Source organism: Sulfidibacter corallicola (genome assembly GCF_017498545.1).
GTDB classification, from domain to species: domain Bacteria; phylum Acidobacteriota; class Holophagae; order Acanthopleuribacterales; family Acanthopleuribacteraceae; genus Sulfidibacter; species Sulfidibacter corallicola.
The window spans coordinates 9,421,439-9,445,322 of record NZ_CP071793.1 but is presented as its reverse complement, the minus strand read 5'-3'; the positions used below and the strand labels follow the sequence as shown (position 1 = coordinate 9,445,322).

Annotated in this window: 17 protein-coding genes; 14 read left to right on the top strand and 3 right to left on the bottom strand. The window is 59.0% G+C overall.

Annotated elements, in window-relative coordinates; all coding sequences use genetic code 11:
• Positions 1-17 precede the first annotated feature (17 nt).
• From J3U87_RS28450 to J3U87_RS28440, 3 genes are read left to right on the top strand one after another with little or no spacing between them, the layout of a single operon-like run.
• On the top strand, positions 18-842 hold the full coding sequence (locus tag J3U87_RS28450; protein WP_237379177.1) for a beta-ketoacyl synthase chain length factor: 825 nt from the start codon (positions 18-20) through the stop codon (positions 840-842).
• A complete protein-coding gene (locus J3U87_RS28445) occupies positions 830-1,306 on the top strand; it encodes a hotdog family protein (RefSeq protein WP_237379176.1) in 477 nt (158 codons plus the stop codon). The genes J3U87_RS28450 and J3U87_RS28445 overlap by 13 nt, the downstream gene beginning before the upstream one ends.
• A gap of 25 nt (positions 1,307-1,331) precedes the next feature.
• The gene (locus J3U87_RS28440) at positions 1,332-2,561 is read left to right on the top strand and encodes a beta-ketoacyl-ACP synthase (protein ID WP_237379175.1); all 1,230 of its coding nucleotides are present in this window, start codon (positions 1,332-1,334) and stop codon (positions 2,559-2,561) included.
• Positions 2,562-3,151: 590 nt separating this feature from the next.
• On the opposite strand, the gene J3U87_RS28435 is transcribed toward J3U87_RS28440, so the two are convergent.
• Both J3U87_RS28435 and J3U87_RS28430 read right to left on the bottom strand, forming a co-directional pair.
• On the bottom strand, positions 3,152-3,850 hold the full coding sequence (locus J3U87_RS28435; RefSeq protein WP_237379174.1) for a LytR/AlgR family response regulator transcription factor: 699 nt from the start codon (positions 3,848-3,850) through the stop codon (positions 3,152-3,154).
• A 335-nt stretch (positions 3,851-4,185) separates the two neighbouring features.
• Complete coding sequence (locus J3U87_RS28430) at positions 4,186-5,964, bottom strand: sensor histidine kinase (protein WP_237379173.1); 1,779 nt, start codon at positions 5,962-5,964, stop codon at positions 4,186-4,188.
• Positions 5,965-6,212: 248 nt separating this feature from the next.
• On the opposite strand from J3U87_RS28430, the gene J3U87_RS28425 reads away from it, so the two are divergent.
• From J3U87_RS28425 to J3U87_RS28400, 6 genes are all read left to right on the top strand, one after another.
• Positions 6,213-7,967, top strand: coding sequence for an alpha/beta fold hydrolase (locus J3U87_RS28425; RefSeq protein ID WP_237379172.1), 1,755 nt, complete (start codon positions 6,213-6,215; stop codon positions 7,965-7,967).
• Positions 7,968-9,000: 1,033 nt separating this feature from the next.
• Positions 9,001-9,408 carry a hypothetical protein gene (locus tag J3U87_RS28420; RefSeq protein WP_237379171.1) on the top strand — a complete coding sequence of 136 codons (408 nt, stop codon included), beginning with the start codon at positions 9,001-9,003 and terminating at the stop codon, positions 9,406-9,408.
• An 89-nt stretch (positions 9,409-9,497) separates the two neighbouring features.
• Positions 9,498-10,019 carry a hypothetical protein gene (locus J3U87_RS28415; protein WP_237379170.1) on the top strand — a complete coding sequence of 174 codons (522 nt, stop codon included), beginning with the start codon at positions 9,498-9,500 and terminating at the stop codon, positions 10,017-10,019.
• A gap of 380 nt (positions 10,020-10,399) precedes the next feature.
• Entirely contained in the window at positions 10,400-11,266 is an 867-nt protein-coding gene (locus J3U87_RS28410) for a DUF481 domain-containing protein (RefSeq protein WP_237379169.1), read from the top strand.
• Positions 11,267-11,640: 374 nt separating this feature from the next.
• The gene (locus J3U87_RS28405) at positions 11,641-12,588 is read left to right on the top strand and encodes a DUF3857 domain-containing protein (protein WP_237379168.1); all 948 of its coding nucleotides are present in this window, start codon (positions 11,641-11,643) and stop codon (positions 12,586-12,588) included.
• 230 nt (positions 12,589-12,818) lie between these two features.
• Entirely contained in the window at positions 12,819-13,196 is a 378-nt protein-coding gene (locus J3U87_RS28400; protein WP_237379167.1) for a hypothetical protein, read from the top strand.
• A gap of 145 nt (positions 13,197-13,341) precedes the next feature.
• Here the strand turns inward: J3U87_RS28400 and J3U87_RS28395 are convergent, their stop codons facing one another.
• On the bottom strand, positions 13,342-13,848 hold the full coding sequence (locus tag J3U87_RS28395; RefSeq protein ID WP_237379166.1) for a nuclear transport factor 2 family protein: 507 nt from the start codon (positions 13,846-13,848) through the stop codon (positions 13,342-13,344).
• 227 nt (positions 13,849-14,075) lie between these two features.
• Between J3U87_RS28395 and J3U87_RS35065 the strand changes: the two genes are divergently transcribed.
• From J3U87_RS35065 to J3U87_RS28365, 5 genes are all read left to right on the top strand, one after another.
• On the top strand, positions 14,076-14,792 hold the full coding sequence (locus tag J3U87_RS35065) for a LytR/AlgR family response regulator transcription factor (protein WP_272932430.1): 717 nt from the start codon (positions 14,076-14,078) through the stop codon (positions 14,790-14,792).
• Positions 14,792-16,495, top strand: a complete 1,704-nt coding sequence (locus J3U87_RS28380) for a sensor histidine kinase (RefSeq protein WP_237379165.1) — start codon at positions 14,792-14,794, stop codon at positions 16,493-16,495. The genes J3U87_RS35065 and J3U87_RS28380 overlap by 1 nt, the downstream gene beginning before the upstream one ends.
• An 823-nt stretch (positions 16,496-17,318) precedes the next feature.
• The gene (locus J3U87_RS28375; protein ID WP_237379164.1) at positions 17,319-19,550 is read left to right on the top strand and encodes a heavy metal translocating P-type ATPase; all 2,232 of its coding nucleotides are present in this window, start codon (positions 17,319-17,321) and stop codon (positions 19,548-19,550) included.
• A 193-nt stretch (positions 19,551-19,743) separates the two neighbouring features.
• Positions 19,744-21,096, top strand: coding sequence for an SET domain-containing histone-lysine N-methyltransferase (locus J3U87_RS28370; protein ID WP_237379163.1), 1,353 nt, complete (start codon positions 19,744-19,746; stop codon positions 21,094-21,096).
• A gap of 736 nt (positions 21,097-21,832) precedes the next feature.
• The gene (locus J3U87_RS28365; protein ID WP_237379162.1) at positions 21,833-23,878 is read left to right on the top strand and encodes a S8 family peptidase; all 2,046 of its coding nucleotides are present in this window, start codon (positions 21,833-21,835) and stop codon (positions 23,876-23,878) included.
• Positions 23,879-23,884 lie beyond the last annotated feature (6 nt).

Here is a 23,884-nt window from a genome sequence, read left to right as displayed (position 1 = left end):
TTCGGGTGACGCCTATTTTGAACCAAAACCCACCGATCGAACCGAATCCCGGTTCGCAAAACAGTTCCGCCGGAATTGGTCGACCTCTTCGCGTGCTCGCCTGGCGCGCCTGGGCCCCGGGCTTGCCGGATCGAGAGGCGTTTCACACCTGGTTGCTCGGCCATGGCGCCTACGAACCGGTGGAGGCCAAGCCCCCTTGTGCGGCGGTGCCCTCCCGCCTGCGCCGCCGCTGTACCTACCTCACCCGCATGGTGTTGGAAACGGCCCTGCCGGTGTGCGACGATGCCGGCTTGGCGACCGATGCGGTGAACCTGGTCTACGGTTCCCGCAACGGGGAGATCGTGATACTCCGCGATCTCCTGTCCGATATTTTCGACCGAGAGCCGCTTTCGCCCACGGCGTTTTCCAATTCGGTTCACCACACGCCAACCGGCTATTTCGGCCTGGTGACCAAGAACAAAGGCATCTCCCGGACCGTCAGTGCCCATCGCGATACCTTCACCTGTGCCTACCTGGAAGCGGTGATGCTGGCCACGCGCTATCCCGAGACGCCCGTGCTGCTCGTCATCGCCGACGAACAGACGCCGGAGCCCTTCGACCGCATTCTCCATCCACCGCCGTTTCCCCATTCGGTGGCGATGATCCTGGCGCCTGCGCCCGCCGGTTCCGGCATCGGCCTGACCCGAGTGCGAAACGCGGCGCCTTCCCCAGAAGGTGCGGGTCGAGAACCCGCCGCCGAAGAGGGCGAAGAGCAGGTGTTCTCGTTCTTGCGCTGGTATTTGGGCGATGAAGCCCAGCTCGACCTGGACACCGAGTTCGGAGGTGTTCGGTGGTGGAGATAAACCGGTCCCTGGCCGAAATTCCGATCGAAAACCTGTTACCTCACCGGGAACCGATGATCCTGCTGGACTGCCTGATCGGGCACGAGGAAGACACCACCGTCTGTCTCTCGACGATTCATCCGGGCATGCCGTTTTTTCACGACGGTCGCGTTCCCGCCCACATGGGCATCGAGTTGATGGCCCAGACGATCGCGGTCCACGCGGGCTACCCCGCCTATCTCGAGCGGCGCGAACCCGTGGTCGGCTTCCTGCTCGGCTCGCCGAAGCTGGAAACCGCCGAGCCCTTTTTCGAAGAGGGCCGCGTGCTTCGGGTCGAAGCGCACCAGGTGTGGGGCGAGGCCGAGATGTTGCAATTCGCCTGTTCCCTGTATGACGATGGGGACGATCGCCAGATACAGGTCGCCAACGTGAATATTTTCAAGCCGAAAGATTTATGGCGCTATCTGGCGGAGGCGAAAAGGTGAGGTCCCGAAGCAAAGGAGCTGAAACATGACGCACCGGGTCGTGATTACCGGGATGAGTGGGTTGTGTCCCCTGGGGAAAACTTGGGCGGAAGTGCGCGAAAACCTTTGGGGCAAGCGCTCGGCGGTTCGCAAGATGGAAGGCTGGGACCACGTGGCCGGGCTCCAGACGCGATTGGGCGCCGCCGTCCCCGATTTCGATCGGCCGTCCCACTACTCGCGCAAGAAGGTGCGCACCATGGGTCGCGTATCCTTGCTCGCGACCCGGGCCACCGAACTGGCACTGGAAGACGCCGGATTGCTGGATCATCCCGTGTTGGGCAGTGGCCGTGCGGGGATCTCCTACGGTTCCACTTCCGGTTCGCCGCCGGCCATCGAACTCTACGCCCGTCAAATTACGGTCAACCAAACGCTGGCCGGTGTCACGGCCGCCCAGTACATCAAGTTCATGAGTCACACGGTGGCTGCCAACCTGGCCCAATTTTTCGGGGTTCGTGGACGGCTGATCCCCACCTGTTCGGCCTGTACTTCCGGCAGTCAGGGCATCGGCTACGCTTACGAGGCCATCAAGTACGGTCGTCAGGACGTCATGATCGCCGGCGGTGCCGAGGAGCTGCATTTGTTGGCGGCGGCCGTGTTCGACATCATGTACGCCACGTCCACCCGCAACGAGGATCCCGAAACGACGCCGCGGCCGTTCGATGTCGACCGCGACGGTCTGGTGGTGGGCGAGGGTGCGGGCACGTTGATTCTCGAATCTCTGGAGCACGCCGAGGCGCGCGGTGCCGAGATCATCGCCGAAATCGCCGGTTGGGGTACCAATTGCGACGGCCTGCACATCGTGAACCCGTCGGTCGAAGGCATGAGCGCGGTGATGGAGCTGGCGTTGGCCGATGCCGGCGTGAATCGCGAGGAGATCGACTTCGTCAACGCCCACGGTACCGCCACCGAGGTCGGCGATGTGGCCGAATCGCGGGCGACCCGCAAGGTATTCGACCGGGCCATGCCGATCGGCTCGCTGAAGAGTTACATGGGACACACGCTCGGGGCTTGTGGGGCCTTGGAGGCCTGGATGGGGATCCACATGTTGAACGAGAACTGGTTGGCGCCCAACCTCAACCTGGACCGGGTGGACCCCGAATGTGCCGAGCTGGATTACCTGCGCGAGGTTCGCGAAACCGAATTGCGCCAAGTGATGACCAACAATTTCGCGTTTGGTGGGGTGAATACCTCGATCATCCTGCGCAAGTGGCGTTGAGCCATCGCCGATTGTTCTGCTTGGAACTATTTCGATAAGGTGTGATTGGTTTTCTAATTGGGCTTCTTTTTTTACCACAGAGTCGCCGCCCAGGCCGGGGGCCGGATTGCCGGACCACCGGGTTTCAGGTGGGTAACTAATCGAAGCGAATCGTTTGGGAGTTCCCGCATTTGTGAGAGGGGCGTCGTTGCAGTAAGTTGGCCCGCCGGGCCGACATTTTTTGACGAACTCCCCGCACATCCGCCTTTTTAGGTTTTTATCTTTATCTTCGAGCTTTACAGAGTTTGTTACATAAGAGTGCACAGAGAACCCCGAGAAAACAGTATGCTTTTTATCCGAAAGAAACAACCGTAAAACTCAGGATATTTTCTGGATCTAAAGCTATGTAACGTGTTTGATTTATATTATCGATTTGGAAATGTATTTTTACTCTTTGTGGCAATTTTTTTGATGATTTGAAGGCTTTATAACGATGAAGTGAAATATACTATAAAACTCCGGAAACTCAGTGTCCTCTGTGGTGAAAAATATAATAAACCTCAACCTCGATCACACGCGTCCGCGGTGGCTGTGGTACCGTGAACTCCCTCTCAGAGCCAGGTCGCCCGTAAGGCCTTGTAGCGAGTGCGCCCCACCGGCAAACGGGTTCCGTCGACCAGTTCGACTTCGTACTTGCTGCCCTCCGAGCGATGCCACGATCTGGCCTCGTCCAGATTGGCCAGGTAGGATTTGTGGATGCGTTGCCAATGAGCCGGCAGGAGTTTCAGCAAACGGTCCAGGCTCTTGTGGTGCAGATGTGTGGTGCCGTCCCGCAAGACCAGTTCGGCGTAATTGTCGGCGCCGCGAATGTAGGCCACCTCGGTTAGCGGAACCAGCGAGACGCCGCCGGCCTTTTTGATCGCAATAAAGCGGGTGGCGTGTTCCGCGCGGCTGCCGGTTTCCCGGAAGCGTTGCACGGCTCGCTCCAATCGCTCGCGTCCGAAGGGTTTGGCGACGAAATCCAGCACGCCGTATTCGAAGGCTTCCAGGGCCCGTTCGGTGTGCGCCGAAACCACTACCGTGTGAAAGGCACCGGCCGCGGCCTTCCGCAGGAGCTCGAAACCGTCCCGACCCTTGAGGTTCAGGTCGAGAAACAGCAAATCGGGGCGTTGCCGTTGGATCAGGGATTCGGCTTCGGCCAGGTTGGGTGCGATGCGCAGGGAAGTCATGGTGTTGCCGGCGATGTCGAGAAGCAGGCGCTCCAGGCGGGCGGCGATCATGGTTTCGTCCTCGACAATCAAGACGTGCATGGCGTCTCCTTTCACCGACGAGTCCTTCGAAAACCTGTGAGAGAACCATTATCGGAAAGATGCCTCTTCGTTTTTAGAAAGTGTTCACGATTCACGGGGCCATCACGAAAGTCTTGATGACGGTATATAGTATTGATGTTGTGCTTTTTCGATCTATTTGATGGAGCGGTCAGGGGATGGTCGCATGACGTGTGAACGTTTCCGAGATCGTTAAAAGGACGCATCCAACTATGAAAGACGTCTTGTAAGTTATCTGATCGATACGTTGGCATGTCGTATCCCTCATGTATCTGCATTTTGATTCGTGTAAATCCGTGTGGTTCGTGGACACGTTTTTAGGTATGCTTCGTCGATCCAAAGGGGAACTCCGGTTCCATGGCTTTGCCAGGTTCCTTTTGGGGCTTGCCGGTCGCGATGCGCGTGATCCATCCTTCCGGCGTCGGTTCCGCCTCGAACGACCAATCGGAGCCGAACCCTTCCTCGAGACGCGCCTCGATGTATCGCGTGCCCGTGCCCGTCCCGCGCTGATCCGGCATTCGCTCCCCGGTCTCCGTGTCACCGGGTGCCAGAAAGGTGAAGCAATCCCTGGCTCCCTCGCGCCGATGGGTCAGTTGGAAACGAATGGGACCTTGGTCTGGTGCGTGGGTCAATCCGTTCTCGATCAAGGTGTGGAACACAGCCGGCGAGACCAGCACCGACAGGTCTGCGTCCGGGTCCACGACCAGTTCGTAATCGCCGCGGGTGCGGAACGAAAGGACCCGGAGAAGGGATCTGCACAGTTCGACTTCTTCCGCCAGCGGGATCAGCGTGCGACCCGAAATCCGCATGAGGGTGCGCATTTCCTCCCCCAGTGCTTCGATGAAACGCACACCCGCCGCGGGATCGCGCTCCATCCATTCCAATGCGGCCGTGAGGGTGTTCATCATGAAATGAGGCTGGATGTGTTTCTTCAGCAACTCCACCTCGAGTCGCGCCGAGTTGAGCCGTGCCTGGCTGTGGCGGCGACGCAGCTCCTGGACCTGGAGGCTGATCGAGATCAGGGTCAGGAAAATGAGAAACAGGAAACAGTAGAAAAAAATGGACTCCATGAACGCCATGCCGGACCAGATCAGGCTGGTGAAGGCGGTTGCCGTGCCTAGCAGGCCCAGGCGCGCGTGGGGCCTGCCCCGTTGCACCGCGCGGCCGAGGGGGGCCAGTGTCGCGAGAAGTCCGCCGAAGAAGATGCCGTAGGAGATGCCGTCCGGGCTGTCGCCCCAAATCAGGATGCCTATGGGCACCAGCAGCCAGCTCAGCATCCAAAAACGGGGTGAGACCTGGTGGCGGAAAATGAAGAAAAGAGGCAGCAACAGGGAAATCGCGGCCGTTACCAGGTTGATCAGCAGCAGGCGATCGGCATGCCACGGGTAGCGGTAGCTCAGCATGCGGAGGTATTCCAAGGCGAACAGGATGCCGACGCAGAGGCACAGGACGGCGAACAACAGGACGGCGGGCTCTCGGTGACTGAAGACGAAAAGCACCAGGAAATATCCGCCGACCACCAGGAACCCGCTGAGCATGGCGATCGGTAGCAGGGCCAAGCGCGAGCCGTGGACCAGCCGATTGAGTGGGCCGAAGCGCAACTGGAGCACCTGAAAGGGATGGCGGCCGTGGTGGTTCGAGAACCGAACGGCCAGTTGATGGCTTTCACGTTTTTCGAGGTCATCGGGGATGGCGAAGAAAGAGACGAGGTAGCCGGCCCGCTCGGTTTCGGGTGAACTGCCGACCTTACCATTACTGTATATCAGGCGGCCGTCGAGGTAGATCTCGCTGGTGGCCACGGCGACCAGCAAGCCGGCTCGGCTTCGGCCAGGCCGTGCGGGCGGTATGACGATTTCACGGCGAAGCCAGAGGTTGCCCTTGTATTTTGGATTGGCGGCGAACCAGTCCCGCCAATGCAGCCACCCCGAAGTGTCGAGATCCGGTCGAGCCCAGTCGAGATCATCGCCGGAGCGCAAGAGGATGGGGGTGGAATCGGGCTCTTCACGGGCGCCCGCCTGCCAAAACCCGGCTCCCCATACACCCAACACCATCGCGGCGAGGATGGGCGGCATTCGCTTGTGGACAAGGTATTTCAAACGGAGACCTCGAATCGGCGCATACGGCGGGATCCAGGATTCTTTATGGACGCCAGGTTCATCCTATCATTCCCGCCTGGTTCTGCCTGCGACGGTCTGTCGGCATAAGTCCGTGAAACGTGGGCGCTTGTTTCGCTCGTGAGCCGTTCACCGGCATTTTGAGGCGTTGCCGGAATTTCTATCCGGATCCGCGGCGGCGCCCCGTAAGGTTCGTTGATCAAGGTCGCGAATGAAGGAGGCGTTTCACCATGTATTCAACACAAAGAACCCACGACACCGCGAGGAAGGCACCGCTGCGGTTGATCTCGTCGCTGCTGGTCTGCGTCGTTTGGCTGTTCCCGGCGTATGCGGCCGATTCCGATGCGGAGCTGCCCGAGGCGGGACCCATCACGCTCCAGAGCCCCAACGGGCTTTCGGTCCCGGCCGAGTTGCGCTACTTCCGCGTTCCGGAAAATCGCAACAAGCCGGGTGGGCGCCAGATCCAACTGGCCTTTCTGCATTTCAAGTCCGAGCGCGAGGATCCCTTGCCGCCCGCGATCTATCTTTCGGGAGGGCCCGGCGCCTCGGGCATCAACCAAATTCGTGCGGCGCTGGATCGGTTGGTGTTGCCGATGCTCGAGGATCGCGACGTGATCGCCCTCGATCAACGTGGTACCGGGTTGTCGAATCCCTTGCCACCATGCGGACCGGATTGGTGGTTTCCCTTGGACGCGGTGGTGACCCAAGAGATGTGGGATGCCCGGTTGGCGGAAATCGTTGGCGGTTGTGCCGCGTACTGGCGGGACCAAGGCGTCGACTTGGCCGCCTACGACACGGAGGAGAGTGCCGACGACCTGGAGGCGCTTCGCCGCGTTCTCGGCGTGGAGCGCATCGCGCTGTGGGGCATGAGTTACGGGAGCCATCTGGCTCTGGCCTACCTGAAACGCCATCCGGCGTCGTTGGCGCGCATGGTGATCGCCGGCGTGGAAGGCCCGGACCATACCCTGAAATTACCCCTGGACCTGGAACGGGTGATCGACGAAATCGACCGCAAAACCGCGGCTCATCCCGAGTGGGCGTTACCGCCCTTGCGTCGTACGATCCCGGCGGTTCTGGCACGGCTCGAACAGGAACCGGTGCGGGTGGACGTGGCGGTTCCGAATCTCGGAAAGCGCACGGTCACCATCAGCAAACACGATCTGCAACTGGTCACCGCCTCGGTGTTGAAGCGAACCAAGACACAGACGAAGATTCCGTTATTTTTCAAGCGCATGGTCGATGGGGACTTCTCCGCGGTGGCCAAACGGGTGGCCGCCCTGCATCGGGGCCATCCGTTGAATCCGATGGGATTGGCGATGGATGCCGCCTCTTGGAGCAGCCCCGAGCGCCTGAACCTGATCGGTCGCCAGCGCGAGTCGGCTTTGCTGGGCGATGCGGCCAACCGTTCCTTCGAGGTCGTGGCAGCCCATTTGGGCGTAACCCCCTTGGCGGAGGACTTCCGCACGCCGGTCGCATCGGAGGTCCCGGTTTTGATGATCAGCGGTTCGTTGGACGGCCGTACCCCGGTCTCCAATGGGGAAGAGGTTCTGAGGGGGCTCCCCAACGGCGTGCACCTGATCGTGGAGAACGTGGCTCACGAAGGAAGCCTGCTGGCCGGCCGTCTCACGCGCGACAAGGTTCTGGCTTTTATGCGTGGGGAGAAGGTGACCGCCGCGCGGTTGGTGGAATCCGAACCGCGTTGGGCCGTGGAGGGAACACCGACGATCCTCACCGAAGCGGAGTTGGCCGCCTACGCGGGGCGATACCGCATGCCCGATAGGGTGATCACGCTGGCGTCGACCGAAAACGGCTTGATCGCCAGGGACCGGAGTGGGTCCTTTTCTCTGAGTCCTCGCGGCAAGGGCGTCTTTGTCAACGCCAAGCGTCGCATCCGCGTTCGGTTCCGAACGGAGGAGGGGCACAAGGTAACGGGTTTCGAGACGCGTATGGGCGGGAAGCGCGTGTTCGCGGTCCGCGTGGAGTAGGGGAGGTGGGGGGTTCCAGGGGGTGTGGCGGTGGTGGGGGATCGGGGCATTTTTTTACCACCGAGGGCGCGGAGTTTCTGGAGAGAAGAGCCGTACCGCCTGGATCGGATCTTCATAGTTTTATCGTGGTTTTTTTGGAGTTTTTTGAGGACGTTTTGTTTCCTGGCAACGTGGTAATTTTTTACTGAGTGCGGTGCAGTTTATGGGTTCGCGGAGGTGTTTTTGTTTTGTCGAACACGTGATAGGACAGGGGAGGAGATTTAGTTTCCCGTGGAATAAAGAGTGGTTTGGAGTGCTTTGTTTTGGCGTAGACTCTGTGCAGTTATTGAACATATGAGAATTAAATCGGGATTTGCTTCGTGATTATGTTGTGTGGGGATGGCGACGATTTTTTTATTGCATGTCGGCGGTTTTAGGGTGCGCTGAGTTTTTTAGTCTCGAGTTGTTATTTTGATTTGTTTAACGTTAGTAAGGTAATTGTGGTGGCTTGAGGTTGGTTTTCTCTGTGTTCTCTGTGTGTCCCCGTGCTCTCTATATGTAACAAACTCTGTAAAGCTCGAAGATAAAGATAAAAACCTAAGAAGGCGGATGTGCGGGGAGTTCGTCGAAAAATGTCGGCCCGGCGGGCCAACTTACTGCAACGACGCCCCTCTCACAAATACGGGAACTCCCAAACGATTCGCTTCGATTAGTTACCCACCTGAAACTCGGTGGTCCGGCAATCCGGCCCCCGGCCTGGGCGGCGACTCTGTGTTGTAGAAAGCGGGTGTGGGTCATTTCGTTGCTTTCTATGCGGCATTGGTTCGTGAATGTCTTTGGTGAGTCGTGTCGGTTTTGCTTCTTCGGGCTCTCGGTGACCTTTGTGGTGGAAAAATAGGAGAACCTCCGCCCATCCAGGGCCACCCACACCAAGTTGACGCAATTTTGACTCTTTTTTCCGAGAAAATCCGCTATTATTTGCGACCCCGCTTCCGCTATGGCTGCGGTGGTGCACGCTCCATCTAATCCTGATTCATTCCAAGGAGTTATATTCATGAAACACGTCAAAGGCTTGATCCTTCTGCTGGTCTTCGGTTCCGCGTCCTTCGCGTTCGCGGGCCGGGTTCAGGAGATCTACCAACCCACCATTCACGTCGATGCCCGTACCAACGTCTCCCAACTCGACGTGGAGAAAGCCATCAAGAAGGCCCTGGTGGGCCGCGGCTGGAAAGTACAGGACACGCTGCCAGGAGTGATCAAGGCCAAGTTGTTTATTCGCAAACACACGGCAGAAATCAAGATCGTTTTTTCCAAATCCGATATCCGGTTCGAGTACGTCGACAGTACCAATCTCCGGTACAAAGAGAAAAAAGGCGTTAAAATGATCCATCGGAATTTCAACAACTGGATTCACAACCTCGAGCGAGACATCAACGTCGGCTTGATGGGCTTCCTGCAGTGAGGGCGGGCCGCGGCCGGCATCGATTCGGCCGTGATTGCCCCCATCGAGAGTTGTGGTTTCAGCAGGTTGTGGAAAAAAGGAGAATTGCCATGATGATGTCCCAATCCAGAATGGTTCGCGGTCTTGTCGCCTGTTTGGTGCTCGGATTCGGCGCCTACGTGTGGGCCGGCGAGGTAGATACCCTCGTTGTCCCGGACAAGGTGCTCTTCGCCAAGAACCTGATCGTTCGCGGCAAGACCAAGACCGAATGCCGTCTCGAAGAGCGGGTCGCCGACGATATCAAACGCAACGTCGGTCGGGTCTACACCAACGTGGTCAGCGAAAAGCCCAAAAGCGGGAAGTATCACGTGCTGGAAGTCGAAATCGTCGACGTGTTCGGCGCCGGTGGCGGCGGATGGAGTGGCCCCAAGCATTTGGAACTTCAGGGGCGCCTGTTGGACAAGGGCGGCAAGATCGTCGGCTCCTTCCGCGGCAGACGCACCTCCGCGGCCGGGTTCACGGCGCTCAAGGGGACCTGTTCCATGCTGCACAAGTGCTCCAAGACCCTGGGCAAGGATGTGGCCGCCTGGCTGCAGGATCCCAAGCCGAATTCGTACCTGGGTAACGAGTGAGTTCGAACCCCACGCTCCCGTGAACCCACCACCGAATCCGAACCCATCCAGGCCCTTGGGTTCTGGATAACTCCCATTGTTTTCAGTGATTCGGGTTACAATCACCTGCACCTTGCGCCCGACCGTTTGACCATGGTTCCGTCCGGAAACTCGTTCGAACGGTTCGTTGGGGCGGGGATCCCGATACCTGTCTCGATTGTCCTTTTCGAGCGACCGTCGATCCCGTGCAACACTTGCCGGTGTATGGAAGGAATGCGATTTTTCGGGCGATCGACAGGTTTTGGAGGGCTCTCTTTTTTTGCCCTTTTTCTAAAGCTTGTTTGGGTCGTTCCGATGATTGCTATGAAGCCCTTCCCCCCCGGACAATTTGGAGGATTTCTTTGAAGACACGGTTACTGGCCTTGTTGCTGTGCCTTGGCTTTACATCTATGTTCACGCTGGCCCAAGAGGCCGGTCCCCCCGAGGAAAAACCAAAACCTTGGAAGGATACCCTTGATTTATCAGTCGTTTTGTCCGGTGGGAACACCGAGGCCGAGACTTGGTCCTTGAAGAACCTGTACACCTATCAATGGCCGCGAACCCAGTTCAAGGCCTCTGCCTTTGCCGTCCGCAAGGAACTCACCGAGGACAACTTCACCGGCCTGCTGCAGGACGACGGCTCGGTGATCGTGGAGGAAAACTCCGACACCGAGACCCTCGAAGAGAAATACGATGTCGAACTGACGCTGGAGCAGCAGATTACCGGCAGTTGGTTTTGGGATGTACACGCCGGTTGGGAGCGCGATCGCTTCTCCGGTATCGACAATCGGGTGGACATACACCTGGGTCTCGGCCGATATTTCGTGAAGACCGAGAATCGCGTCTTCAAGGCGACCCTTGCCGCCGGTTATACCGATGAAGATCCGGTCGTGGAAGATCCCGCGCACGACGATGGGTTTTCCGGCTTCCGGGCGGCCTACGACTGGCTCATCAAGTTCAAGCCGCGCGGTCAATTCACACAGAATTTCCAAGCGAGCACCAACAACGACGAAAGCGACGATTTACGCATGCAGTTGGACACCTCGGTGGTCAACCAATTCACCCGTCACATCGGCCTCAAAGCGGGTTTGTTGATGAAGTACGACAACAACCCTTCCCTGATCCCGGTGTCTGTGTTCGACGGAGCCGGTACCCAGGTGGACACCATCGAAGTCGAAAGTGACGAACTGGATACGGTCCTTACCATGTCCCTGTCGATTGCCTTCTGAAGCGTCCGAAGGCAATTGGCTTAGCTCCTGGGCTTTGGGCCGCGAACGGGAAACCGCTCGCGGCCTTTTTTTGTGTTCGCTCGGATTCGCCACGGTCATCGAGAAGTCCGCTAAGAACACGAAAGAACACGAACAGGGTACTCTGGGCCTCGTTCTCCAGATCATCAGGGCTGTTTGTAGGGAATCGGGAAGTGACTGTCCACGAATCACACCGATTGACACGAATTTGCCCCCACTCGAACATGTCGGACGACAGGCTTCCACAGTGGTGACAATGGGTATAAATATCAAGAATTTTAAATACTTATGCGTGACTGTCCCCATAGTCTTACCCCCATGGTCGGACGCGCCATTTTGAACCGGAGATCCATCGCGTGCGCGACGACCTGGGCAAGAACTGGTATGGGTTCGAACCCGAGCGGGTTGCCGTGGTGCCAGGCCTCAGCGACGGTTGTATCCTCGAATACCGAATCGTGCGCAAGTGGCCGGTCACCGAACCGATGAGCCAACGCATCTTCCTTCAAAACCCCGAGCCTACCAAACAACTCACCTTCACCCTCCGGGCGCCCAAGGAACTGGATCCGCACTTGAGGGTGGAAGGGGCGAGCCTGGAACGGGCATCCGAACGCGGCCAGATCGTCTATCGTTATGCCCGCGCAGACGTGCCCCCGATCCATTGGGAGCCATTTGCGCCGCCTGTCTACGAGCGGATTCCCAAGGTGTGGATCGCCCTTCCGTACTCGTTGAACCATTTGCCGGATGAACGCGACGAGCGCGACCTGGCGAGGCGTTTTCGCGAACGGAAAAAAGAGCTGAATCGCTACCGGCGTGTCGGTTCCCTGGACATCATGCGCCAGGCGCGACGTCTGACGAAGGGAGCCTCCAGCCGCGAAGAGAAACTCGCGATCCTGTATCGGTATGTGGCCGAGGAGATCGACGACAAGGCGGTGCGCAATCAATTCCACGACAAGTCGACCGCCGTATTGGCCAACCGGTATGCCAACCCCTTTCAGAAAACCAGTTTGCTTCGTTCGTTTGCGGAGTCCTTGGGGATCGAGACCCAAACCGCCTTCTACTTGCCGTCGGAATACGGGCGCAGCACCAACACGCTGCGAGAGCTCGATGCGTTCCTTCCCTGCCTGATCTTCGCATCCCCGCAGCGAACCCACTATTTGGCGCCCTATTGGCAGTCGGGCGACATGGACGTTTTACCGTTGTCCATGCGTGCGCGGACCTGTTGCTGGAAACCGAGGACAAGGAGTTTCACAAATCCCGGATCCCGAACCGGTCAGGGGAGAGGGAAGGGCTCGAGGAAACGGTGACGGCGGTGATTCAGTCGGATTTCACCATCGAAGTGCACCACCGCATCTCGGGTCGAGGGACTGTGGGCGAGTGGCTTCGGTTGGCGAACCGAACCCATCCCAGAGCCATGGTCGATCGCCAAATACGAGATCACTTTCAAAGGCGATGCGAAGGTTTTGCACTCTTGGACTGGCAGATCGATGACCAGGGTCGGGACATGCGCCTCCATTACCGGCTACGAGTCAGGTCGTTGTTGAACGGTGACCAAGCCGTGTTCGACCTGCACGAGCTGGCGCTGTTCGCCCCGGAAGAAACGGTGCCCCTGAGTTCCCAACGCGAGTTGGCGTTTCGGGTTCGATGGGCTCTGGACTATCGGTGGCAAGCACGCATTCGCGTCGAACCCGGGGTGTCGCTCCACTTCGATGCGCGGGACCTCGCGTTTCGAAACGATTTCGGCGCCCATCGGTTCACGCTGGACGCGGACGGCACCGGCTTGCATCTCGATCAACGTTTCTCGCGACATGTACTCGAACGCGAGGCAGGCGCCGACGCCGATTTTCGTGCCTTGCTGGCGTCACAAGTCGCGGCGTATCCGCAGTTGGTCGTGGTATTCAGTGGTAGCCCCTGAACCGATCGGCTCTCTCGAGGTAGGGGCCCGCCGGCCTGTACCGCGGGAAGTGCATGCTGGACGTTTCCCACGGGGCCGGCTCCGGCGCGGGCCCTGCGCTCGTGTCGGCGAGGGCGTGCCATCCTCCGCCATTACATCTCGCACCTCAGTTGGTGCGCCGTTTTTTACCGATCTCCGCCTGGGCGTCGAGACTCTTGTAATTTGCCAGGTCCGTGTGTCGCGTGATTTTTCCGTCCTTGGCGCGGACCACGAAAACCATCGTGGCATGAAGCAGGCCCGGTTCGGCTTTGGGATCGTCCGGCGAGAGGTTCATGGTTACGGCGATGGTGGCCACGAATACCCCCACGCTGTTGGAAATGTAGAAATGCTGGTCGACGATGTGCATCTGTTTCAGGACCTTTTCCATCCCGCTCAGTAATTGGGTGACGCTTTCCTTGCCCACGATCTCCGTGCCGTAGGTGGGATCTTCGTAAACGACTCCCTCGTCCATCAGGGACAGCATGCCTTGTGAATCGAATTTTTTCAGGTAATCGATGTACGCGTTGATGACGCGCTCGTTTTCCGGCGGGGTCGGTGGGGCTGTCGCGAAACTCCATCCCGTAAAGATCAAGGCCAACCCGATCCACGCCGCACGCCGTTTCGAGAGATTCATGTTCACTCCTTTTTCTCGTATCAGTGTTTCGGCCCTTTTGCGAATTTGTGGGCCTTGGCCGTGGATTCGACTTTAAAATGAAGTGATCCACGGTCTGTAATCGATACGCGGCGCGGCTTCATCGGCGTTTGCCGTTCATACCACTAATCTTGCCGTTGACAAGGTTCACCTGTGAGATCGGCCGCGGCATTCGGTTTGATGGAGAGGGCCCTGAGGGAGGCGGTTCGGTGAACGAAACATTGCGACTGTTGATCGTGGAAGACGAGCCACCGATCGCCAAATACCTGGCCAAAGCCTGTCGCAGGCTTTTGGGCCAACGCATAGCGTCCCTGGAAACCTGCCATTCGCTGGAACAGGCCGAGCGTTTCCTGACCCATCACACCGTCGATCTGTGCTTTTTGGATCTCAACCTGAACGGTGAGGACGGTTTCGAACTACTCACCCACATGACCGGCTATCCCTTTCACACCGTGGTGGTTTCGGCCCATACCGAGCGTGCCTTCGAGGCTTTCGCTCACGGGGTGTTGGATTTTCTGGGCAAACCCTTCGACGATGAGCGCCTGGCCCTGACCTTTCAGCGCTACGACGGCCGTCCGCGACCCTCCAGCGAATGTATTCAGTTCATCAGCCTGCGCAAACGTGGCAAGACCCAGCTCGTCGCGGTGGCAGAGGCCGTGTACTTCAAGGCGGCCGGCATCTACGTGGAAGTGGTTCTCGACAACGGGCATCGAGAGTTGTTGTGCAAAACGATGGACCGCCTGGAACAACTGCTTCCTCCGCGCTTCTTGCGGGTGCATCGTTCGATCCTCGTCAATCTGGACCACGTTTTCGCCCACAAACACATTGGTGGCGGCACCTATCAACTGGTGTTGAAGGACGGCCAATGCCTTCCGCTGAGCAGGCCCAAGTACAAGGAGCTGAAACACATGATTCGAGGTTTGTAATGCTCGTCTGGTTGTGGCTCCTCGCGGCTTGGGATGGCACCGGGCTCGTGCCCCACCGACATGATCTCGACAACAGCGAGTTCACGTCCATCGATGCCTGGCGCTTCTCGGATCGAGGGTCTGTGGCGCTGGCGGAGGGGACTGCAGACGTCGCAGCTCTTCCCATCGTGATCGCCGGCGAACCCCTGACCGAGATCACCCACTACTGGCTGGTTCGCGAGGTCGCCGTATCGGGGACACCACGCTCCTTCGACTTCCTCTCGATTCATGTCACCGGCCTGGTCTCGGCCTACGAAGTGTATTGGGACGGGGCCTTGGTGTTGCGCAACGGCGTGGTGGGCGACGCGCCGGATTCGGAGGAACCGGGGCGGAATCGAGGCGACGCGATGATTCCCGCCGAGGCGGGCGGTCCGGGCATCCATCTGTTGGCGATTCGGGTTTCCAACCATTTTCGACCCATTCCGGCCGCGGTTCCGGTCGCTTCGTTGGGTTACGCGGGCATTCGGGAGATGCTCTGGGTCGACAGCTTCTACATTCGGCTGATCAATTTGGGGATCTTCCTGTTGTCCGCCCTGTTGAGCCTGGCCCTTTTCTGGGCCGGTCCCGGTCATCGCGCCTACTTGCTGTTCGCGGCCTGTTGTGCGGCCTACATCGCGGAAGTGTTGATGACCCTCTTCCTCCAATATGGATTGCCCTGGCCGTTGGCCAGAAACGCGCTGCTGCTGGGGCGCACCCTTCACCCTCTCGCCGGATTCCTGCTCGGCGCCTTTTTTCTCTACCAATACCGGGTACCGTACAAGCGGGCGTTGTTGGCGTGGACGTTCGCCCTTCATCTTCTGGTGCTCGTGCCGTGGGCGGGCCTGTCGCCCGGATGGGCCTACCTGCTCCCGTTGGTCTTCGTGCTCAAGGCCATGCAACAGCGCGAGCCGGGTTCGTTCAGCTCTTTCCTGGGAGTGGCTGTCGCCGCCTCGGCCATGATCTTCTCGCGGGGCGAAGCGTTTTTCGCCTACAGTGCCGCCATGATCCTTTTCGTGTTCTGCATCGTGTTCGGCATGACGCGGCGCATTGCCGAACAGGAGCGGCGTCACGAGCGCGCCCGGCTGCGTTCGGCCCATTTGGAAACCCAATTGCTGAAAAAGGTCATCCAGCCCCACTTTCTGATGAACTCGTTGCTTTCCCTGATTTCCTACATCGAAGAGGCACCCGATCGTGCGGTCGTGATGATTCGTGCGCTTTCGCGCGAATTCCAAATCGTCAACCGAATCGCGGACGCCAAGACCATTTACCTCGCGGAGGAAATCGATTTGTGCAAGGCGCACCTCACCGTCATGGCCTTCCGCAAGGATGTGGATTTCGCGTTCGAACACCCGGAGCCGATTCCCGAGATCCGGATCCCGCCGATGATCTTTCACACGCTGGTGGAAAACGGGGTGACCCATGCGTTTCGGCCAGGCGAGGGGGGATCCTTCCGGTTGAGCCATTCGCGGGAGGGCGCGCGCGTGCGGCTTCGGTTGTGCAACGACGGTTCGCGGCTGAGAGGCGTGGACAACGCCGATTCGAGCCGGACGGACGGGCTGGGGACCCGCTACGTCAAGTCTCGATTGGCGGAGTGCTTTCCGGGGCGTTGGGAACTTCGAGCCGGGTTGGTGGCGGGCGTCTGGTGTGTGGATATCGAATTCGAGGTCCACGAACGGGATTCCTAAATGTCCACGAAAAACACTGTCCACTAAAACCATGAATCGAGGTCCACGAACGGGATTCCAAAATGTCCACGAAAAACACTGTCCACTAAAACCACGAAAAGACACGAAATGGAATGCCCCACATGTCTCTTCTCGCGTTGGTAGGAAGGAGTTTGTCCACGAATAACAACGATTGACACGAATTTATTAACCAATCTCGGATTTAGGCAGGGAAGGCCTTGCCTGTCCCAAAGGCAATCCTGAAGGTACCAGAGAAATACTGCGGACTGCGGGGACAGTTCGATGGAAGTGCCTTGATCCATGTGAATTACTTAAAGGCAACGGTGTGATGGGGGCTAGGGGTGATCCGGAAACCAATGGAACCATCCGAAGACTTGAGTGTGAGGTTCAGGTCTTGCCGGGCTAAGGTCGATTCGTGTCAATTCGTGTGATCCGTGGACAAACGTGTCCTCTGCACTATGGAGATTTTGTCTCCTCGGACACTCGGCGAGTCAGAAAAACTATTGACCCGCAGAACAGAAAGATGGGGCACCGTTCGGGCGTGGTACAAGCTCGTTTCAAAGTTTTTCGTGTTTTTTCGTGTATTTAGTGGACAGAATCGAGGCCCAGCAAAAATACGGAGACACCATCGAAATCCGAGCCGCGGACAAGGGACCCACCCGAGCCGGGTTGGTGGATCGAAACAGAAAACGGCGGAAGGATTTTCGTGGCTTTTGGTGGTTTTCGCGGACCGTGGGCGGTACAATGGCCGCACCTTCCCTTCACATGCTGAATTGCTTCACGATGCCCTTGGATTCCGAACGACGTTTTTTGAGGATGCGACATGCTTTTTTCCGTGGGCGCCGTGTTCGCCACCTATGCCGGCGTGAGACTCTTCGAGGAGCGCAAGAAGGTGCGCGAAGAGAAGTTACGCGAGCGACGCGCCTTTGCACGGGAGTTCCACGCACGGTGTCGGGCCCGGGCCGCCAAGGTCGTCCCATCACCGCCCGAGGAGCCCGAAACGGACCAACCCGTCGAGGCGCCGCAATCGCTTCGCGTGGATCCCCAAAAGGAATTGGCGCGCCTGGAACACTACACCAACATGAGCATCGCCACCATGGGCATCTTCGGGTTGAGATTGCTCGTGCCGGCGCTCGGACCCGTCGGCATGGTTTCCTACATCTACACCGCCATGCCGTACATGCGCGACGTGGAAAAGTCGCTGGTCAAGGATCGCAAGGCCAATGTGGATGTCCTGTTCTTTCTCGCCGACATGCTGACCCTGGGTTCGGGCAGCTATTTCACCGCCGGTTTCGGTCTCTGGCTGATCCATTCGGCCAAGTCCGGGGCCCAGAAGGCCAAGGACAACAGCGACAAGATGATCGCCGACGTGTTCGAGCAGTTGCCGCAAAAAGTCTGGCTGCTCGTCGATGGATCGGAAATCGAGGTGCCGTTCAAACAAATCCGGCCAGGAGATACGGTCGTCGTGGCGACCGGCCAGGTCATTCCGGTGGACGGTATCGTGACCGAAGGCCTGGCCGCCATCGATCAGCGTGCCCTCACCGGCGAGTCCCAACCCGCCGAGAAAACCGTGGGGGATCGGGTCTTCGCCAACACCGCCGTGATCACCGGCCGAGTGCTGATCATGGTCGAGAAGTCGGGCGAGGACACCACCGCTTCCCGTATCAGCCAGTTGTTGGTCAGTTCGGTCGGTTACAAGTCCGACATTCAATTGAAGGGCGAGAAGTGGGCCGATCTCGCCACCCAACCGATGCTGATCGCCGCCGGTGTGATGTTGCCCGTCGTCGGTGCGGTCACCACCGCGGTATTCATCAACAGTCACTTCGGCAACCGCATCCGCCTGTTGGCGCCCATGGCCACGCTGCGCCACATCACGGTGGCGGCCCAGCACGGCATGCTCGTCAAGGACGGTCGCGCGCTCGAGAAGCTCTGCCACGTCGACACCGTGCTGTTCGACAAGACCGGTACCTTGACCAGTGACGAGCCCGAAGTCCTGCGGATCTTCACCTGTCCCGGCTACGAGGAACAGGGGATTTTGCGCTATGCCGCCATGGCGGAAGGCAAGGTCAGTCATCCGATCGCGCGCGCCATTCTCAAAGCCGCGATGGATGCGCACCTTTCCTGGCCGGACTTGGAAGATTCCCAGTACAAGGTCGGATACGGCATCACGGTCGAGCTGGAGGAGGGCGTCCTGCGGGTCGGCAGCATTCGCTTCATGACCGGCTCCGGCATTGGCATTCCCCAGGCCATCGACGCCGCCATCGGCCACGCCCACTCGGTGGGCAACACCATGATCATGGTGGCCATGGATCGCGAAGTCATCGGTGCCATCGAGCTACAGCCCAGTGTCCGGCCCGATACCTCGGAGCTCATCAGGCACCTGCGCGAATTGGGGATTCGGCACATGGCCATCGTTTCGGGCGATCACGGCGGCCCGACCCGCAAGCTGGCCGAGGAATTGGGCATGGACGAGTACTTCCACGATATCCTGCCCGAACAAAAAGCCGATATCGTCACCAATCTCCAGGCCAAGGGTCGATCGGTTTGCTTCATCGGCGACGGGATCAACGACGCCATCGCCATGCGCGAGGCGGATGTGTCCATCTCGCTGGCCGGCGCCAACACGATCGCCACCGACGTGGCCGAGATCATCATGATGGATGGCGACCTGGCGGGGCTCGGCGACCTGTTCTACATCTCCCACAAGTTGGACCAGACCCTGCACCGCAGTTTGGAGTTGACCATCGCACCCGGCGTCCTCAACCTGGGCGGTGCCTTCGTGTTCCACTACGGGATCATGGCTTCGCTGCTGGTGAACTTCGGTTTCGGTGGCCTGGCCCTGGCCGATGTGCTCAAACCCTTCAAGCTGCCCGACCGCGCGGAGATGGCCAAGTCGATCGCGAGCGGTGCCCGGGGCCAGCGACGGAAAAAGATGGGCATCACGCGGGTGGCGAACGCTGCGGACTCCGTGACGAATGAGGACGAGGATGGCGACAGCCGGTCATCCGAGTCCGCCGCGCCCGTGACGACGCCCATCGTACAGCCGGCCTCCTGACGTTGGATTTGTCATGTTTTCGCAGCTTCTTTCTTTTTTCTCCACATTTCGCGCTTAAGTTTGTGCCCAGTTGGAGGCGGAGCCCTCTTCGGTTGTCGGAGCCGGACTACGGCGCGGGATCCGGATCGGTTCTCGGGTGTGCCGGAGCCCAAGGCTCCGGTCCGACCTCTGATCGCACCTGTCGGGAGGACCCATGACGGACAACTCTGGTGGAACGAACATGACCGCGGTACAAGCCCTGCTCGACTGGGTTCGCGACAACGGCGGCAGCTTTCCCGGCCAGTCGATTCGCGAGCAATCGGCAGGCGGTCGCGGCGTTTTTGCGGAGGTGAATCTCATTCGGCACGGCACCGTGCTGGAAATCCCCCGCCACCTGATTCTGTGTATGGATCTCGCACGCCGCTCACCACTGGGGCGGGCTCTGGCCGAAAAGGGCATCACGCCCCGTTCCTCCTACACCTTGCTGGCATTGCTACTGCTTCAGGAAGATGCCGCACCCGACTCGTTTTGGCGGCCTTACCTGGATTCGCTGCCGCGCGCCTATCCCGAGAGCCCCGTGTATTTCGACGACCCGACCCTTGCACTGTTGCAGGGCAGTTATACCCTGTCGCTGATCGCGGCCCGCCGGGAACAGATCGAGGCGGAGTACGCCATGGTCCACCCCGTGCTTCCGAGTCGCCCCGAGTTTCGTTTCGAAGCCTTTCGCTGGGCCATGGTCACCGTCATCAGCCGCGGGTTCGCCGTACTGTGTGACAACGGCCACAACGAGGCTGCGCTGGTTCCATTGTTGGACATGTTCAATCATCGCACCGACAACGGTATCGAGGGGTGCTACCGTGCCGAGCGTGCCCAGTTCGTACTTCACGCACTGCACGACCACGAACCGGGAGGCGAGCTGTTCATCAGTTACGGCACCTACACGACGGCCCAGTTTTTCGTCAATTACGGTTTCGTCGATACCAATTCCCGAGAGGGCGAGGCACGCGTGGTGGTGGAGCTGGATCAGAGAGATGCCTGGTTCCAGGAGAAACGAAAAGCGTTCAACGGTGTAACCCAGGTGGATCTGTTGTTGGCCACCTCGGATGTGGATTCGTTGTTGGCCTGTCTCCGGTTTTTGCGGTTCTCCGCTTCGGGAGGGCACGGCGAGGGCCGATTCGTCCCTCAGCTCGCGCTTCAACCGCGCGACCCGGCGGGTGAGCTGGCCGTCGCGAAGGCGTTTCGCCTTGCCTGCGAGGCGGCGCTGGATACGTTTCCCACCAGCTTGGCAGAGGATGAGTCATTCCTGCGACAGGGCCTGAATCAGGCCATGATGGGCTTGGTACGCATGCGGGTTTCGGAGAAGGCCGTTCTGCATCGTGCGGTCGAATTTGCGCGGTCCATCGAATCGTTCTTGGCCGATTGGGAAGTGGGCGGCTCGCCGAGCGATCGATTCGCGTCCCTGATGGTAGGGGCGGAGGGTGCCCGACGGCGTTGGCTCGAGGCTTGGTGGTCCGACATCGGCGAGCGGTTGATCGCCGCGAGCGATCCCAAGCCGAGCATGGCTTGAGCGACGAAGGGTCGCGTTGCAACCCGATTGACGGTAACTGCGGGTTTTTTTACCAGTGTGGTGTGCGGAGAGCCGGCTCCGCGGCGTAATTTGGCGGGGAGGATCCTTACCCACGCCAATGGATATCGGGCAGGCGAAAAAAAGTCTGAACTCATTCGGTACCCTCTCCGTCCTTTCTTTGTGTCCTCTGTGAACTCAGTGGTAAATAAAAAGTTATGCCCCATTACCTCTGCACCGGTGAAGGAATCCCCACCGTAGGGTTTCGGTACGCGACGGACCCGAAATGGGGTCGAGACGGAGGAATGTCACGGAAAGATCCCGTCCTTTGCGTTATCCTTTAGTTTTTTGTTCCGCCTCGCAAAGTGAGTGGCCCTCTTTTGCCGCGAGTTGCGCCTTTGCTTCCAAAATCAGCGATAACCAGTGCGAAACTATTTTTTATGCCCTCTTATCACTTTTTTCGGAACCTTGACAGCAAACAGACCACTTACTTTAATGTTGCAGTAAGCAAATTGTATAACCAAAGCCGAGTGAATCAGGGCGAAAAGATGGAAAAAGATGTTGGCGCGACACAGGACGAAAAAGCTGGTGAGTCACGAAACCCCACATTTCGTGTCCGTTTTCGACCTCTGGAGCCCGACATGTCGTTTGGGGACGTCCATTCCGTCGCGGCCCTGACCCGTGCTCGTTTTGGGGATTAAAACGGCCACGACGTGGTCGTCTCAGGAGAATTATTTTTATGAACATCCACCGCGATGGCATCCGATTTCACGTGTCTAACCGTTTCTCGTGGGTTGGTTCCTCCCGCATCCTCGTCCTCGCGCTCGTCCTGTTCTGGGTGGCTCCATCCATGGGGGGAGACATTTGCGACGATCGATCTTGCGGTCCCGATTACCAAACCATCGGTCGGTTGCTCTTCGTCCCGTCGAGCGTCGATGAACTTCAACACCTGCTGGACGAGGCCCTTCGTCACGCGGCCATGAAGTTGAATCCTCGAAACGAAGACCCCCAAATTCGGGCCACCATGGTCATGCCGTTGTTCCCGGAACTCCTTCAGGGCGAACCCGAAACGCCGGCCGAGGAGCGTCTGGCGGGCACTGTGCGGTTTTCCATCGAGGAGCTGGGCGATCTCGACGTCCATGCCCTCCTGGCCATGCTGGCGCTTCACCCTGCCTTCGACGTGGTGGAACTGGACACACCTGTCAAGCTCGACGATGCGCCGAGTGCATGGGACCAGGCCGAGGGACTCGCCCGCAAAGGTTCCACCTGGTGGGAATTCGACCAAATGAAGTTGGATACGCGTTGGATCGATCCCAGCAACCAGCCCTCCTACAAGCCCGTCATCGCCGTCATCGATTCGGGTCTGGACACCAGCCATCCCGCTTTCAATCACCTCAACGTGGTGGCCGAGCGCGATTGGACCGGCGAAAGCATCTTTCGTCCGACCCACGATTTCCTGGGACACGGTACCCATTGCACCGGCATCATCGGCGCCTCCTACAACAGCCACCATCGCCGCCCGGGCTTGGTCTCCTGGGGCAACTTCATCACGCTCAAGGTGTTCAATCGCTTCGGCCAGGCCTGTGTTTCCGAAGTCGCCCAGGCGATCGTGTACGCCCGTATCGAGGGTGCCGACGTGCTTTCCATGAGTTTCTCGCTCAACCGCGACGTGGGTGTCCTTCGCGATGCGCTGGAATACGCCGAGGACCGCGTGGTCTTGGTGGCCTCCGCCGGTAACGACGGCCTGAGCTTTCGCGAATCGAAAGCCTATCCCGCGGCCTACGGCAACGTGGTCGGTGTGCACGCGGTGGGCTGCGACGGCAACCTCGCCTGGTTCTCGAACTACGGCTACGACATGAACATGCCCGGCAAGGCCATCGAGAGCACCATTCCCGGCGGCAACTACCTCGTCTGGTCGGGTACCTCCATGGCTGCCCCGTTCGCGGCCGGTCTCGCGGCCCTGTTGAAAAGCCATTATCCCGCTTTGTCATCTAGAGAAACGTCGGAAATCCTGAAGCTTTGCGGCGGTGATGCCAAGATCGCCTTCAACCTTGCCGACGGCGGGGTCCCCAAGCGGGTCTTCGCCAGTGATCGTCGTAAGGAAGCCCGTCGCCCGGAAACCTCGACCAAAGGCGACGGGCGCGACCTGATCGAAGCGATCTTCATCGATGGTCGGTGGGTCAATCCGTACAAGGAACCCATCATTCTCGACGAGGGCTATCACGACATCCGCGTCTACTTCAACGAACCGATGGACATCGAGCAGAACTTGCGCGTCAGCCTCGGCGATGCGAGCTTCGCCCACAAGTTCGGATTTGTCGGCGAGTGGCAGGACAAATACCTCTGGATGGGACGCATCCTGGTGAGCTACTGGGTCGATTGGGGTCCAAAAACCATTCGCATCGGCAATGGGACCACCCTCTCCGGGTACCTGATCGACCGTTATTGCGGCGAAGGTGTGGAGGCCCGGCCGAACTCCCCGTCCTCTCACGCCAACACGACCGAGGACGAGACCAGCTTGGACGGCATCGTCTTCGAAGATCGAGACTGCGACTCGGGCAAGATCTACCACCTGCTCGATCCCTGGGCCTGGCACGGCATCCTGGGCTACCGTCTCTACCTGGCCAACAACCCCGGCGGCCCCTACTACCTCTACCATCCACAGACCATCTTCGATCCCGTGTTGCCCCAAGTGGACGCGCGCTACGTGAAGATCAAGCTCGTGCACCAGGAATACGGTGAAATCGAGCCCGGACCCGAGCCCTTGGTGAACCGCCGCAAGTAATCTGGT

Coding starts and splice junctions, on each gene's coding strand:
- J3U87_RS28370 (WP_237379163.1), top strand. CDS start 19,744: ATGACGGACAACTCTGGTGGAACGAACATGACCGCGGTACAAGCCCTG.
- J3U87_RS28365 (WP_237379162.1), top strand. CDS start 21,833: ATGAACATCCACCGCGATGGCATCCGATTTCACGTGTCTAACCGTTTC.
- J3U87_RS28440 (WP_237379175.1), top strand. CDS start 1,332: ATGACGCACCGGGTCGTGATTACCGGGATGAGTGGGTTGTGTCCCCTG.
- J3U87_RS28375 (WP_237379164.1), top strand. CDS start 17,319: ATGCTTTTTTCCGTGGGCGCCGTGTTCGCCACCTATGCCGGCGTGAGA.
- J3U87_RS28420 (WP_237379171.1), top strand. CDS start 9,001: ATGAAACACGTCAAAGGCTTGATCCTTCTGCTGGTCTTCGGTTCCGCG.
- J3U87_RS28435 (WP_237379174.1), bottom strand. CDS start 3,850: ATGCACGTCTTGATTGTCGAGGACGAAACCATGATCGCCGCCCGCCTG.
- J3U87_RS28380 (WP_237379165.1), top strand. CDS start 14,792: ATGCTCGTCTGGTTGTGGCTCCTCGCGGCTTGGGATGGCACCGGGCTC.
- J3U87_RS28425 (WP_237379172.1), top strand. CDS start 6,213: ATGTATTCAACACAAAGAACCCACGACACCGCGAGGAAGGCACCGCTG.
- J3U87_RS28415 (WP_237379170.1), top strand. CDS start 9,498: ATGATGATGTCCCAATCCAGAATGGTTCGCGGTCTTGTCGCCTGTTTG.
- J3U87_RS28395 (WP_237379166.1), bottom strand. CDS start 13,848: ATGAATCTCTCGAAACGGCGTGCGGCGTGGATCGGGTTGGCCTTGATC.